The sequence below is a fragment of the Pseudomonas sp. H2_D02 genome, from assembly GCF_054677635.1.
In genome coordinates, this window is sequence record NZ_CP162816.1 from 2,232,960 (window position 1) to 2,245,734 (window position 12,775).

A 12,775-nucleotide genomic window follows, 5' to 3' on the forward strand; every position below is an offset into this window, starting at 1 on the left:
GGTTTACTCCCCTTTGCCGCCGCAGCGGCTTTGTCAGCTGCCTGGGCGGGGGCCGGATTCTTGGCGCCTACGTTGGTGGCTTCGGTGGCCTTGACTTCCACACCTGGCCGTACGTACTGCAACCCTTCGGTGATCAGGCGATCGCCGGCCTTGAGGCCGTCTTCGATCAGCCACTGGTTGCCAACGGTGCGGCTGGCCTTGAGCTGGCGCAGCTCGACCTTGTTGTCGGCGCCCACGACCATCGCGGTCGGCATGCCCTTGAGGTCGCGGGTCACGCCTTGCTGCGGTGCCAGGATCGCCGCGCTGTTCACACCGGCCTGCAATTGTGCGTGGACGAACATGCCCGGCAGCAAGGTGTGGTCAGGGTTGGGGAACACGGCGCGCAAGGTCACGGAGCCGGTGGTCTGGTCGACCGAGACTTCGGAGAATTCCAGTTTGCCCTCGTGGGGATACTGACTGCCGTCTTCCAGCGTCAGCTTGACCATGGCGGCATTGTCGCCTGCCTTTTGCAGGCGGCCGCTTTCCAGTTCGCGGCGCAGTTGCAGCAGCTCGACGGAGCTCTGCGTCACGTCAACGTAGATCGGGTCCAGTTGCTGGATGGTCGCCAGGGCATCGGTCTGACCGTTGCTTACCAAGGCGCCTTCAGTCACCGAGGAGCGACCGATGCGACCGGAAATAGGCGCATAGACCTTGGTGTAGCGCACGTTGATCTGGGCAGTCTGCAGGTTGGCTTCCGACTCCAGGCGATTGGCCACGGCGGTGTCGTATTCCTGCCGGCTTACGGCCTGTTCGTTGACCAGTTGCTGGTAGCGATCGGCAATCGACTTGGTGGAGCGCAGGTTGGCCTCGGCACTCTTGAGGGTCGCCTCATAGACGGCCGGGTCGATCTGGTAGAGCTGCTGGCCGGCCTTGACGTCGGCACCTTCCTTGAAAAGGCGCTTGAGGATGATGCCGTTGACCTGCGGGCGCACTTCCGCGACGCGGAACGCACTGGTGCGGCCCGGCAGTTCGGAGGTCAGGGTAAAGGGCTGGGTCTTGAGGGTTACCACACCGACCTGGGGAGGGGGAGGCGCAGGGGCAGCCTCTTCCTTTTTGCATCCGCTGAGCAGCGATGCCAGGGCGATGGCAGTGACCAGAGCGGTAACAGCTGGCTTGAATTGCATGGAAATCCTCGGGTCCAGGCGCGTAACAGGCGCGCTCGAAGGTGGAAGGTAAAAAAGAGCAAGATAAGCAATTAGTAGGATGCTAAGAAATATACTTACGTACACGGTTGTTTGTAAACAGCCAAATTGCGTACCATCCGTATTTACAAAAGCCTTACAAAGGCCGATGCGAATCGGGGACGCATGTCGACGGCACTGCCTCATGGATTGTCATGCTGAACCTTACGCATCGCTTATGCATCCTGATTGAGGTGTTTACTGCCATGGTCCGTCGTACCAAAGAGGAGGCTCTGGAGACTCGCAACCAGATACTCGAAGCGGCCGAAAAAGCGTTCTTCGAGCGAGGCGTGGCGCGCACCACGCTGGCTGACATCGCGACGCTCGCCGGTGTGACGCGGGGCGCCATCTACTGGCATTTCAGCAACAAGGCGGATCTGCTCCAGGCCATGCTCGATACGTTGCATGAACCGCTCGATGAGCTGGCACGCGCCAGTGAGAGCGAAGAGGAGGTCGATCCCCTGGGATGCATACGCAAACTGCTGGTGCGGTTGTTCCAGCAGGTGGCCCTGGATCCGAAAACCCGACGCATCAACGAGATTCTTTTCCATAAATGCGAGTTCACCGATGAAATGTGTGACCTGCGCCAGCAGCGGCGGCAGGTCAGCCTCGACTGTAATGTGCGTATTGCGCTGTCGCTGCGCAATGCGATGAAACGCGGCCAGTTGCCGGATGACCTGGATCCCGAAAGGGCGGCGGTGGCCATTCATGCCTACATTGACGGCATCCTCTACCAGTGGCTGCTGGCCCCCGACAGCTTCGCACTGGCAGGTGAAGCGGAGCGCTGGGTGGAAACCGGGCTGGACATGCTGCACTTGAGCCCTAGCCTGCGCAAATGAAACAAAATGCGTAATTGAGTCGGTTTGTGTCAATAGCCGATCAGGAAGTACCCCGCCGGAAATTTATCCTGGCGGGGTACTTTATATAGGCACCGCCTCAGCGTTGAAAGACGGCGCCTCGGCTATTTTGTAGGGAAATTGTTGCGTGTTTGCCAAATCGCATCCTGCTCAGGCGCGTGCCCTGGGCCTCAGTCTCGCTAACATTGGATCAGGTCGGGTTGTTGTCATCGATCGTCAGGTTAATGGTGTAGCTGAAGGGCGGTTCCAGCATTCTTTGGGTAATTACTGACCGACAGGAATATTCGCCATTCCCGGTATACGCGGTTCTGCTTTGCCAATTTGGTTTGTAGCTGGGTTCCAGGAAACCGAAAATAACTCGGGCGTCAAACAGGGTTTGCAGCTGGCAGCCGAAGTTAAAGTTAGTCATCTGATAGGTCAGAACCAGTTCAATAGGTTTTATTTTCCTCAGTGTGGGTTGCCAGCCAGCAACGGGGTAGGTGAATTGTCTTTCATGTTTGAAGTGAAACTCCATATTTGCGTCGGCGGGGACGACAGAAAAATCGTCAGGTATGGAAAACTCACCCAGAAGGTTAGTCAGTTCCAGATCATGGGACGTATCGTTTATAACATTGACGATGATGTTCGTGTTGGCCAAGCTGACGGCGGCCGCCAAGGGGCCCAGTAACAGGGCGAGAATCAGGTTTTTCATAAGGCTCATAGTAAGATCCCTCTAAAGAGTTTCAGGCTGCTAAAGCCTGCATAAGATAAATAGTATTTGATTATGTTTTGGGTTGGTAAAACGTTGAAGTTGCATGTTTGTATTTTTTGGTGGTGATGGGGTTCGTTCAGTGGAAGGGTGGTTGTTCGGGCTTATTATTAGCGTTGTCGGAAGTATTAATCCATGGTGAGACGGTGTTGTGTTGTTATTTGATATTTCAACTTTAATAATTGGATTGGGGTTAAAGTCATTAGACGTAAAAAGCCCCGGCTCTTTCGAGTCGGGGCTTTTTTACAAGGCTGCGTGGTTTAAATTACATCAATGGATAATCGATATAACCCACCGGACCTTTCCCATAGAATGTTTCCGGATGCGGCTCGTTCAATGGCGCGTCGGCTTTCAAGCGTGCCGGCAGGTCCGGGTTGGCAATGAACGGCACGCCAAACGCCACGGCGTCAGCCTTGCCTTCTGCCAGCCAGGCATTTGCACTGTCCTTGGTGAAGCGTTCGTTGGCAATGTAAGGGCCGCCGAAGGCTTGCTTGAGTTGCGGGCCGATGCTGTCTTCGCCTTCTTTCTCGCGGGAGCAGATAAACGCGATGCCACGCTTGCCCAGCTCGCGGGCAACGTAGCTGAAGGTTTCCAGGCGGTTCTCGTCGCCCATGTCGTGGGAGTCGGCGCGCGGTGCCAGGTGCACGCCCACGCGGCCGGCGCCCCAGACTTCGATGGCGGCGTCGGTCACTTCCAGCAGCAGGCGGGCACGGTTTTCCAGGGAGCCGCCGTAGTTGTCGGTGCGCTGGTTGGTGCTGCTTTGCAGGAACTGGTCGAGCAGGTAACCGTTGGCGCCATGGATTTCCACGCCATCGAAACCGGCGGCCTTGGCGTTTTCCGCGCCGACGCGGTAGGCATCGACGATGTCGGCGATTTCAGCGGTTTCCAGTGCACGTGGGGTCGGATAGTCGGCCAGCGGACGCACCAGGCTCACGTGGCCCTTGGGTTGGATGGCGCTCGGTGCCACTGGAAGCTCGCCGTCCAGGTAGGACGGGTGGGAGATTCGGCCCACGTGCCAGAGCTGCAGGAAGATCTTGCCGCCAGCGCCGTGGATGGCCTTGGTCACGTTGGCCCAACCGCGGACCTGATCGTTGGACCAGATGCCCGGCGTATCAGGGTAGCCCACGCCCATCGGCGTCACCGACGTGGCTTCACTGAGGATCAGGCCGGCGGAGGCGCGTTGCACGTAGTATTCGGCCATCAACGCGTTGGGCACACGGCCGGCGTCTGCACGGCAGCGAGTGAGCGGGGCCATGATGATGCGGTTCTTCAGCTCGATGTCGCCGAGTTTGATAGGGTCGAAAATTGTCGCCATGAAATACAACCTCGCAAGTAAAGAATTAAAAGTCAGTGAGTGGCAGGGGCCAGGTCGGCATTGCCGCCCTGGCGGAAAGTGATCAGGGTCACCAGCAGCGCGAGCACGGCCAGCGCGCCCGCCGCCAGGGGCACGGAAGTCAGGCCCAGGCCATGGTCGATGACGCTGCCGCCGACCCAGGCGCCCAGGGCGTTGCCGATGTTGAAGGCGCCGATGTTCAGGGTGGACACCAGGTTGGGTGCGTCTTTGCCGAAGGTCACCACGTTGACCTGCAGTGCCGGCACCGCGGCGAAACAGGCGGTGGCCCAGAGGAACAGCGTGATCTCGGTCGGGATCAACGCCACGCTGGTCCAGCTCAAGATGGTGGACACCACCGCCATGGTCAGGAATACGCCCATCAGCGTGTTCGCCAGGCTCTTGTCCGCCAGCTTGCCGCCGATGATGTTGCCCAGGGTCAGGCCTAGGCCGATCAGCACCAGGGTCCACGTCACGCCACGGGGCGATACGCCGGTCACTTCACCCAGCAGCGGGGCGACGTAGGTAAACAGGGTGAACACCGAGGCGGAGAACAGCGCGGTCATGCTCAACGACAGCCACAGGCCCGCTCCCTTGAGCGCCACCAGCTCCGAACGCATGTCGAGTTTTTCCTCGTCGCGCTTGGCTGGCAGGAAGCGGATCAGGCCGATCAGGGCGACTACGCCGATGATCGTTACCGCCCAGAAGGTCGAACGCCAGCCGGCTTGCTGGCCCAGCGCGGTGCCCAGCGGTACGCCAAGCACGTTGGCCAGGGTCAGGCCGGTGAACATCAGGGCCACGGCCGAGGCACGCTTGTTCGGCGCCACCAGGCCGGCGGCGACCACCGAACCGATGCCGAAGAACGCACCGTGGCACAGGGCGGTGACGACTCGCGCCAGCATCAGCACGTTGTAGTCGCTGGCGACGGCGCAGAGCAGGTTGCCAATGATGAAGATCCCCATCAGCGCCACCAGCGCGGCCTTGCGCGGCAGCCGCGCGGTGGCCAGGGCCATGAACGGCGCACCGATGGCCACGCCCAGGGCGTAGCCGGTGACCAGCCAGCCGGCGCCGGGAATCGACACGCCGAGGTCCGCCGCCACGTCGGGCAACAAGCCCATGATGACGAATTCCGTCGTGCCGATGGCGAAGGCGCTCAGCGCCAGGATGAAGAGGGAAAGGGGCATGTCGAATCCTTGTCAGGTCAGAGCTCTTGGCTCATTTGCTTGAGGAACTGCTGGATCACTTCCTCGTTGCGTTTGAAGAAGTGCCACTGACCGACCTTCTGGCTGGTGATCAACCCGGCCCGTTGCAGCACCGCCAGATGCGCGGAGACCGTGGATTGCGACAGGCCGCAACGCTGGTCGATCTGGCCGGCACAAATGCCGAATTCATGGTTGTGCAACTGCTCGGGAAACTGGACCTTGGGGTCCTTGAGCCAGTTGAGGATGTCTCGCCGTACTGGGTGCGCCAGGGCTTTTATTATTTCGTCGAGGTCGAGGGGCATGGTGGCAGGCTCGGGTGAGTAAAACGCTATATCGCGATGAAGCGAACCTTAAATCGTTAATTCGCGATATACCAATATGTATTTGATCTGAACCCCGAACAAATCGCTATATCGGGTTATAACGATATGGGCGCGGTGGTGCTAAGCTGCCCGCCATGAACTACCTCGCGCACCTGCACCTCGGCGGCCCTGGCCGGGAACAACTGCTCGGCAGCCTCTATGGCGATTTCGTCAAAGGGCCGCTGCAAGGGCAATTCGACCCGCGGATCGAAGCGGCGATCGCTCTGCATCGACGCATCGACATGTACACCGATCGCCATCCGTTGGTGGATATCGCTTTGTCGCGCTTTTCCACGGTGCGGCGGCGTTATGCCGGGATCGTACTGGATGTGTTCTTCGACCATTGCCTGGCCCGGGATTGGACGCTGTACGGTGAGGGGCCGCTGATGGACTTCACCTCCCGCGTCTATCAGGTCCTCGCCGCCGAACCGCAGTTGCCGGGGCGCCTGGCGCACATCGCACCGTTCATGGCAGCGGATGACTGGCTGGGGTCCTATCAGGAATTCGAAGTGATCGGGCAGGTGCTGCGCGGCATTTCCCGGCGCTTGTCACGGCCGGAGGAGCTGGCGGGGGCGATGACGGAACTGGTCAAGCTCTATGAGCCGTTGAGCGAGGATTTTCGGTTGTTCTATCCGCAGTTGCAGGATTTCGCCCAAAACCAAACCACACCATAAACCCATGTGGGAGCGAGCTTGCTCGCGATAGCGGTATATCAGCCAGAACATCTGCTGAATGTTGAATCGCTATCGCGAGCAAGCTCGCTCCCACAGGGATCTCACACGGATCAAGCCGCAATCGCCGCCGGCCGCACCGGCACTGGCTGCTTCTCTGGCATCTCGCCAAACAACGCCCTGTGCACCGCCTGCTGCGCCAGGAACGCCAGTACCGCGCGTTCCTGACCGTGACAGGCAATCGGTTCCAGCAGATGGATTTCCACGTCGCCACGATCATTGGCGAACAGCCGCATCAGGTGCGACAGCAAATCATCGTCACCAATGAACGGGGCCAGTGAATCCGGTTCACCGTTGCGCAGGTAACGGATCGCCACCGGTTGCAACGCGACGTCGGCATCGATGGCCGCCGACAACAGGCGACCGTGGAAGGTGCGCAGCGAACGGCCATCGGTGGTGGTGCCTTCCGGGAACATCAACAGCGGATGAGCCTGTTCAAGATGACGGCTTATCTGCTTGCGGATCAGTTGGCTGTCGCCCGAACCGCGACGGATGAACAGGCTGCCGGCCTTGGCGGCGAGCCAGCCGGCCACCGGCCAGGTGCGCACTTCGGCCTTGGACAGGAACGACAGCGGCGTGAGCATGCCCAGCAGCGGAATGTCGGTCCAGGACACATGGTTGCTGACCCACAGCATCGGCTGGCGGGGCAGTTGGCCGTGGACCGTCACCGAAAAGGGCAGGGCATTGGTCAACCGCGTCATGAAAAATCGCGACCAACGCTGGCGACGGACCATGGAGTTGGCAACGCCCAGGCGTTCGAACAGGCCGAACACGCTGGCCATGCTCAGGCCCAGCGCCACCACCAGCAATACTCGCGCGATGCGCGCGTACACCCGCAACCGGCTCATCAGACCGCTGCCTTGAAGTGACGGGCGTAGCGTGGGCAGAGTTCGTCGCGCTTGAGCAGGATGAACACGTCGGCCACCTGGAAATCTTCGTCCCAGCACGGCTCGCCGCAAATCTTCGCACCCAGGCGCATGTAGGCCTTGAGCAACGGTGGCATCTCGGCGATGACGTTGGACGGTACGTCCAGGCTCGGCAAGGGCTTTTTCGGCACCGCCTGCAGGTGTTCGGTGCACAGGTAGCGTTCGCGCAGGCGCTGCATGATCGCCTGGGCCTGGATGCCGCCGTCCTGCATCGGGATGCTCGCGCAACCCATCAGGTAGCTGTAGCCGCCTTCGTTGAGGACTTCGGCCAGTTCGCCCCAGAGCACCGCGATGGTGCCGCCATTGCGATAGGCCGGGTCGACGCAGGTACGGCCGATTTCCAGGATCGGGCCTTGCAGATGAACCAGGCCGTGGAGGGCGAATTCTTCTTCGCTGTAGAACCGGCCCAGGCTACTGGCGGCCTGGTGGTCGAGCAGCCGAGTGGTGGCTACGAGGCGGCCGGTGTTCAGGTCGCGTACGCCGATGTGGGCGCAGTGAACATCATAATCATCCATGTCCAGACCCATTTCCGCGCCTTTGAGCTTGGCGTTGAATTCGCCGCTGAAGACGTTGAAGCGCAGGGCCTGTGCTTCGTGCAAGGCCTGGGCGCCGATCAGGCGTTCGGCTTGCAGGCGGCGTTCATTGCCGGTGTCGCGGATGCGGGCGATCTGGGTCATAGCGAGTCTCCGTGCGGGCTGTCTACCCGTCTTGGGTTGAGCCAATCGACTTTCTTTATGCAGCCATGTTGTGCAAAGTCAGGCTATGTAGCCCCGGTGTCACCGCCATGAAGCTTTGGTGATGCTTATATGACAGCCCACGAAAGGAGCCCTTCATGCCTTGGCAAACCCTGATCGAACGCGGCGAGCGGTTGCCCGCCTGGGCGGATCTGGCTGAAGGTTATGCCGCGTTGTTGCACCGCCTGGGGACGGTCACGCCGTTCGAGTTGGCCGTGGTCGGGGCGCGGTCGATGGCGACGCCTGGGTTGGCGTTCCTGGTGGGCTATCAGGCGGCGCTGCGGACGCTTTGGCCGAGCGCGCCGCAAAGTCTCGGCGCGTTGTGTGCCACCGAGCAGCGCAGCCTGCGGCCGGCAGATATGCAGACCCGCCTGACCGACTTGCGAGTGAGCGGGCGCAAGGATTTCGTCACCGCTGGCGATGCCGCCGAATGGCTGTTGATCGCGGCCCGAAGCGAGTCGCCGGAAGACGAGCGCCCGCGATTGAGCCTGGCGGTGGCCTACGCAGGCGAACCGGGTGTGGTGCTGGAAAAACTCCCGGGCCTGCCCTTCATGCCGGAGATCAGCCATGGTCGGGTGCTGTTGGAGGGCGCGCTGTGCGAATTGCTGGCGGGTGACGGCTGGGACGCCTACGTCAAACCGTTTCGTACCCTGGAAGACCTTTATGTGCTCAGCGCGATGACTGCATGGTTGTATGGCGTCGGGCAAGAATGCGCCTGGCCCCAGGCGTTGCGACTGCGCCTGTTGGCGCTGCTCGCCGGGTGCGCGGAGGCGAGCCGCCACAATCCTTCGAGCGCTGCCACGCATGTGCTGCTGGGTGGCCTGTTCGTCCAGTTCCAAGGGCTCGAAGCCGAACTGAACGACGCCTTGGCCGGTGGACCTGCGGCGTGGCGTGAGATGTGGGGGCGTGACAAGGCGGTGATGGACATTGCGGCGGGGGCGCGGGCCAAGCGGTTGGACAAGGCGTTGGGGTAGCCCCTCAAGCGGCTGCCCCCTGTGGGAGCGAGCTTGCTCGCGATAGCTGTTTGTCAGTCGCCATATGCTTAGCTGACACTCTGCTATCGCGAGCAAGCTCGCTCCCACAGGGGGGCCACGCACGCCTCGAAATTGTCATCAAGTCTGAATAGGCTCTGAAGGTTCAATCCTGCGAGCCCCGCGAATGTCCAAAGGCTGGTTCCTGATCCCGCTGTTGCTGCTCAACCTGAACGCCCAGGCCGAGGATTGGCCCGGTGAGCAATGGTCAAGCAGCCCGCCCCCCACTGGGCCGGCCATCGAAGCCCTGGAGCAATACGCCTTCGTACCGAGGGACGACGCTACCCGCCAAGGCATTCGCACCGACGCGCTGCTGGTGATCCAAGACGGTCGGCTGGTCTACGAACGCTACGCCGGGCCGACCACCGCCCAGACCCCGCACCTGACCTGGTCCATCAGCAAAAGCCTGCTGGCGACGGTGTTCGGCGTGGCCTACGGTGAAAAACGCTTTGCCCTGGATGACCCGGCGGCCCGGTACTACCCGCCGCTGAAGCGACACCCGGGCATGACCCTGGCCGATCTGTTTCATTGGGCGTCCGGCCTGGACTGGCAAGAAGACTACGAATACGCGCCGCTCAATTCTTCGGTCGTGGCGATGCTCTATACTCGCGGAAGCCACGACATGGCGGCGTTCACCGCCGGGCACGACAGCTTCAGCCCGCCCGGCCAGGTGTTCCGCTATTCCAGCGGCGACAGCAATCTGCTGGCGGCAGCACTGAAAACTATCGTCGGCCCGGCGAGCTATGCCGATTATCCCTGGACAGCCTTGTTCGATCCCTTGGGCATCCGTCACGCGACCTGGGAAACCGACGCCAGCGGCACGTTTGTCGGTTCGTCCTATGCCTATCTCACGGCTCGGGACCTGGCGCGTGTCGGCCTGTTGATGCAACGGGATGGCCGTTGGGGCGATCGACAATTGATTCCCAAGGATTGGATTGCGTTCAGCCGCGAGCCGTTCACCCGCTTCCAGGCCGGTCAGGACGAAGCCGTGCCCGGCGGACACTGGTGGCTCAATCGCGCCGCTGACCGAACGATCCGCCCGTGGCCGGACGCGCCACCCGATACCTTCGCTGCTCTTGGGCATTGGGGCCAGGCGCTGTACATCATTCCCAGCGCCAGGTTGGTGATCGTGCGCTACGGCGACGATCGCGACGGCAGCTATCGTCACAACGAATTGCTCAAGCGCGCCATGGCGGCTTTCGCCGGGACGGTGCAGCCATGATGCGCAAAGTGTCGCTTACCTTGATGGCGGTGCTGCTGGTTGCCCTGTTCGGTTGGGTCTGGCTGGAGCGGGTGGCGTTGCGCGCGTTTCCCGGCGTCATCAGCGCCTATACCGCCAAGGAATATTGTTCGTGCCGCTATGTAATGCAGCAACCGGCCGAATATTGCCGGGGTTATGTGAAGCAGTCGGTGCCCACCAACGATTTTCTCGACACACCTGAAGCCAAGCGCATCACCGTCAGCGGCTTGGGGCGCAGCCACAGTGCGCGGTGGATTGGGGAGCGACAGGGGTGTCGGTTGGAGTAATCCAGAAACGACGCGAACCCTGTGGCGAGGGGATTTATCCCCGCCGGGCTGCGTAGCGGCCCTATAGCTGAACTAAGTTTCTCCCTAATGCAATGCTTCGCCTGTTTTGGGGTTGCGGCGCAACCCAGCGGGGATAAATCCCCTCGCCACGAAAGCTGGGCGATTTCTGGTTGTTGTTGCTACAGACAGTTTGCAAGCGCCCTCGGCCCGGTTAAGGTTCGCCACAGGTTTATCTGCCCCCCGAGTCTGTATGTTCAAGCGGTCTTTCTCCCACGTTGTCACCACCTTGCTGCTGGCCTGCGCCGCGCTGCCGGCCGAGGCCGATTGGTATCTGGACGGCGAGTCGTCGCGGCTCTCTTTTATCAGCAGCAAAAACGGCAATGTCTCCGAGGTCCAGCGTTTCCTCGTGCTGCACGGCCAGGTCCAGCCCAAGGGCCTTGCGCGATTGGAGGTCGAACTCGAATCCATCAACAGCGGCATTCCCCTGCGGGACGAGCGCATGCGCGCCGAGTTGTTTGAAATCAAGCAGTTCGCCGAGGCCACCATCACTGCGCAGCTCGACCTGATACCGATCCAGGATTTGGCCAATGGCGCGCAACTGGAACTGCGCCTGCCGGTGACGGTGGATTTGCATGGCAAGCAGCACGAATACAACGTTCAACTGCTGGCGACGCGCCTGGACGAGCGTCGCTTCCAGGTCGTGACCCTGGAGCCAGTCGTGCTCAACGCAGCGGATTTCGATCTGGCGCCGGGTTTGGAAACGCTTCGAACATTAGCCGGATTGTCGGCCATCAGCCTGTCGGTGCCGGTGAATGCGGTACTGATCTTCACGGCGCGCTGACATGAGCGGCCCGGTATTCCCTTGGCGCGAAGGCAATCGCTTCGAGCTGTTGATCGACGGTCCGCAGTTTTTCCCGCGCATGCTGGTGGAGATTGCCCGCGCCCAGGAACAGGTCGAACTGGAGTTGTACCTGGTGGAGGCGGGCGCTTGCGCCGAGGCGATGGTCCAGGCCCTCGTCCAGGCCGCCGAACGCGGTGTTCGCGTGCGCTGCCTGTTCGACGACTACGGCAGCCTGGCGTTTACCCTGGGCCTGCGCAATCGCCTGGTCCAGGCGGGTGTGGAACTGCGTTTCTACAATCGCCTGAGTTGGCGCCGTTGGGTGCGCAATCTCTACCGCGATCACCGCAAGCTCCTGCTGGTCGACCAACGCTTGGCGGTGGTCGGTGGCACCGGGGTTACCGATGAGTTCTGGAACCCCTTGGATGACCACAGTGACTGGCATGAAGTGATGGTGGAAATCGTCGGTCCGCTGGTGCTCGATTGGCAGTTGCTGTTCGACCGCCAATGGCTCGCCAACCGCCATCGACGGGCCTGGAAACCGGCGTCCAATTTTGGCCTGCCGCGCCTGCCTCGGGTTCCGCCGGTCGGCGAAGGCATGGGCCGGGTGGCGTATGCCGACGCCCGCCAGCACCGCGACATCCTGCAGTCACTGTCCCGGGCATTGAACAGCGGCCAGAAACGCATCTGGATGGCTACGCCGTATTTCCTGCCGACCTGGAACGTGCGCCGCTCGCTGCGCAAGGCCGCCGCGCGGGGCATCGATGTGCGCCTGCTGCTGACCGGCCCGCGCACCGATCATCCGTCCGTGCGTTACGCCGGCCATCGCTATTACCCACGCCTGCTCAAGGCCGGGGTGAAAATCTACGAATACCAACCCTGTTTCCTGCACTTGAAAATGGTGCTGGTGGACGATTGGGTCAGCATCGGCTCGTGCAATTTCGATCACTGGAACCTGCGCTTCAACCTCGAAGCCAATCTGGAGGCGCTGGACTCCGGATTGAGCAAGGCCGTGGCGGCCAGTTTTGAACGGGACTTCGAGCAGAGCCTGCAGATGAGCCTCGACGCCTGGCAGCGCCGGCCATTGTGGAAGCGGTTCAAGCAAAGGGTGTGGGGATTGGTGGATCGGGTGGTGGTGAACTTGTTGGATCGGCGGGGCTAACCATCCACCGCAAAACCAATGTGGGAGCGAGCTTGCTCGCGATGGCGGCCTGACAGTCGATGATGCGGTGACTGATGAGGCCTCATCGCGAGCAAGCTCGCTCCCAT

At 61.3% G+C, this 12,775-nt stretch carries 13 protein-coding genes and 1 pseudogene; 7 read left to right on the top strand and 7 right to left on the bottom strand.

What is annotated here, in order from left to right; genetic code table 11:
• Window positions 1–3: 3 nt before the first annotated feature.
• Window positions 4–1,163 (bottom strand): annotated as a pseudogene (locus AB4N42_RS10370) (efflux RND transporter periplasmic adaptor subunit).
• Between the two features lie 263 nt (window positions 1,164–1,426).
• On the opposite strand from AB4N42_RS10370, the gene AB4N42_RS10375 reads away from it, so the two are divergent.
• Window positions 1,427–2,059, top strand: coding sequence for a TetR family transcriptional regulator (locus AB4N42_RS10375; protein WP_030142282.1), 633 nt, complete (start codon window positions 1,427–1,429; stop codon window positions 2,057–2,059).
• 208 nt (window positions 2,060–2,267) lie between these two features.
• On the opposite strand, the gene AB4N42_RS10380 is transcribed toward AB4N42_RS10375, so the two are convergent.
• From AB4N42_RS10380 to AB4N42_RS10395, 4 genes are all read right to left on the bottom strand, one after another.
• On the bottom strand, window positions 2,268–2,777 hold the full coding sequence (locus AB4N42_RS10380) for a hypothetical protein (protein WP_460116144.1): 510 nt from the start codon (window positions 2,775–2,777) through the stop codon (window positions 2,268–2,270).
• Between the two features lie 313 nt (window positions 2,778–3,090).
• Window positions 3,091–4,140, bottom strand: a complete 1,050-nt coding sequence (locus AB4N42_RS10385) for an alkene reductase (protein WP_323154531.1) — start codon at window positions 4,138–4,140, stop codon at window positions 3,091–3,093.
• A gap of 32 nt (window positions 4,141–4,172) precedes the next feature.
• Entirely contained in the window at window positions 4,173–5,339 is a 1,167-nt protein-coding gene (locus AB4N42_RS10390; RefSeq protein WP_198797102.1) for an MFS transporter, read from the bottom strand.
• Window positions 5,340–5,356: 17 nt separating this feature from the next.
• Entirely contained in the window at window positions 5,357–5,659 is a 303-nt protein-coding gene (locus AB4N42_RS10395) for an ArsR/SmtB family transcription factor (protein WP_030138446.1), read from the bottom strand.
• A 155-nt stretch (window positions 5,660–5,814) separates the two neighbouring features.
• Here AB4N42_RS10395 and AB4N42_RS10400 point away from each other — a divergent pair, with 155 nt between their 5' ends.
• Window positions 5,815–6,393 carry an acyl carrier protein phosphodiesterase gene (locus AB4N42_RS10400; protein ID WP_198797103.1) on the top strand — a complete coding sequence of 193 codons (579 nt, stop codon included), beginning with the start codon at window positions 5,815–5,817 and terminating at the stop codon, window positions 6,391–6,393.
• A 110-nt stretch (window positions 6,394–6,503) separates the two neighbouring features.
• Here the strand turns inward: AB4N42_RS10400 and AB4N42_RS10405 are convergent, their stop codons facing one another.
• Window positions 6,504–7,298 carry a lysophospholipid acyltransferase family protein gene (locus AB4N42_RS10405; protein WP_460116145.1) on the bottom strand — a complete coding sequence of 265 codons (795 nt, stop codon included), beginning with the start codon at window positions 7,296–7,298 and terminating at the stop codon, window positions 6,504–6,506.
• Window positions 7,298–8,053, bottom strand: a complete 756-nt coding sequence (gene olsB, locus AB4N42_RS10410) for an L-ornithine N(alpha)-acyltransferase (protein WP_030138449.1) — start codon at window positions 8,051–8,053, stop codon at window positions 7,298–7,300. The genes AB4N42_RS10405 and olsB overlap by 1 nt, the downstream gene beginning before the upstream one ends.
• Before the next feature lie 155 nt (window positions 8,054–8,208).
• On the opposite strand from olsB, the gene AB4N42_RS10415 reads away from it, so the two are divergent.
• The 5 genes from AB4N42_RS10415 to AB4N42_RS10435 all read left to right on the top strand — a co-directional run bounded on the left by AB4N42_RS10415 (window position 8,209) and on the right by AB4N42_RS10435 (window position 12,668).
• A complete protein-coding gene (locus AB4N42_RS10415) occupies window positions 8,209–9,084 on the top strand; it encodes an acyl-CoA dehydrogenase family protein (protein ID WP_217860165.1) in 876 nt (291 codons plus the stop codon).
• 184 nt (window positions 9,085–9,268) lie between these two features.
• Window positions 9,269–10,363 carry a serine hydrolase domain-containing protein gene (locus AB4N42_RS10420; protein ID WP_460116146.1) on the top strand — a complete coding sequence of 365 codons (1,095 nt, stop codon included), beginning with the start codon at window positions 9,269–9,271 and terminating at the stop codon, window positions 10,361–10,363.
• Entirely contained in the window at window positions 10,360–10,668 is a 309-nt protein-coding gene (locus tag AB4N42_RS10425; RefSeq protein ID WP_030138452.1) for a hypothetical protein, read from the top strand. Before AB4N42_RS10420 ends, AB4N42_RS10425 begins: the two co-directional genes overlap by 4 nt.
• Before the next feature lie 250 nt (window positions 10,669–10,918).
• A complete protein-coding gene (locus tag AB4N42_RS10430; protein WP_198797108.1) occupies window positions 10,919–11,509 on the top strand; it encodes a YceI family protein in 591 nt (196 codons plus the stop codon).
• A gap of 1 nt (window position 11,510) precedes the next feature.
• Entirely contained in the window at window positions 11,511–12,668 is a 1,158-nt protein-coding gene (locus AB4N42_RS10435) for a phospholipase D-like domain-containing protein (protein ID WP_030138454.1), read from the top strand.
• The last annotated feature ends 107 nt before the right edge of the window (window positions 12,669–12,775 follow it).

Bases quoted from the DNA above. Each gene is read 5' to 3' on its own strand.
- AB4N42_RS10375 (WP_030142282.1), top strand. From the start codon at position 1,427: ATGGTCCGTCGTACCAAAGAGGAGGCTCTGGAGACTCGCAACCAGATA.
- AB4N42_RS10380 (WP_460116144.1), bottom strand. From the start codon at position 2,777: ATGAGCCTTATGAAAAACCTGATTCTCGCCCTGTTACTGGGCCCCTTG.
- AB4N42_RS10385 (WP_323154531.1), bottom strand. From the start codon at position 4,140: ATGGCGACAATTTTCGACCCTATCAAACTCGGCGACATCGAGCTGAAG.
- AB4N42_RS10390 (WP_198797102.1), bottom strand. From the start codon at position 5,339: ATGCCCCTTTCCCTCTTCATCCTGGCGCTGAGCGCCTTCGCCATCGGC.
- AB4N42_RS10395 (WP_030138446.1), bottom strand. From the start codon at position 5,659: ATGCCCCTCGACCTCGACGAAATAATAAAAGCCCTGGCGCACCCAGTA.
- AB4N42_RS10400 (WP_198797103.1), top strand. From the start codon at position 5,815: ATGAACTACCTCGCGCACCTGCACCTCGGCGGCCCTGGCCGGGAACAA.
- AB4N42_RS10405 (WP_460116145.1), bottom strand. From the start codon at position 7,298: ATGAGCCGGTTGCGGGTGTACGCGCGCATCGCGCGAGTATTGCTGGTG.
- olsB (WP_030138449.1), bottom strand. From the start codon at position 8,053: ATGACCCAGATCGCCCGCATCCGCGACACCGGCAATGAACGCCGCCTG.
- AB4N42_RS10415 (WP_217860165.1), top strand. From the start codon at position 8,209: ATGCCTTGGCAAACCCTGATCGAACGCGGCGAGCGGTTGCCCGCCTGG.
- AB4N42_RS10420 (WP_460116146.1), top strand. From the start codon at position 9,269: ATGTCCAAAGGCTGGTTCCTGATCCCGCTGTTGCTGCTCAACCTGAAC.
- AB4N42_RS10425 (WP_030138452.1), top strand. From the start codon at position 10,360: ATGATGCGCAAAGTGTCGCTTACCTTGATGGCGGTGCTGCTGGTTGCC.
- AB4N42_RS10430 (WP_198797108.1), top strand. From the start codon at position 10,919: ATGTTCAAGCGGTCTTTCTCCCACGTTGTCACCACCTTGCTGCTGGCC.
- AB4N42_RS10435 (WP_030138454.1), top strand. From the start codon at position 11,511: ATGAGCGGCCCGGTATTCCCTTGGCGCGAAGGCAATCGCTTCGAGCTG.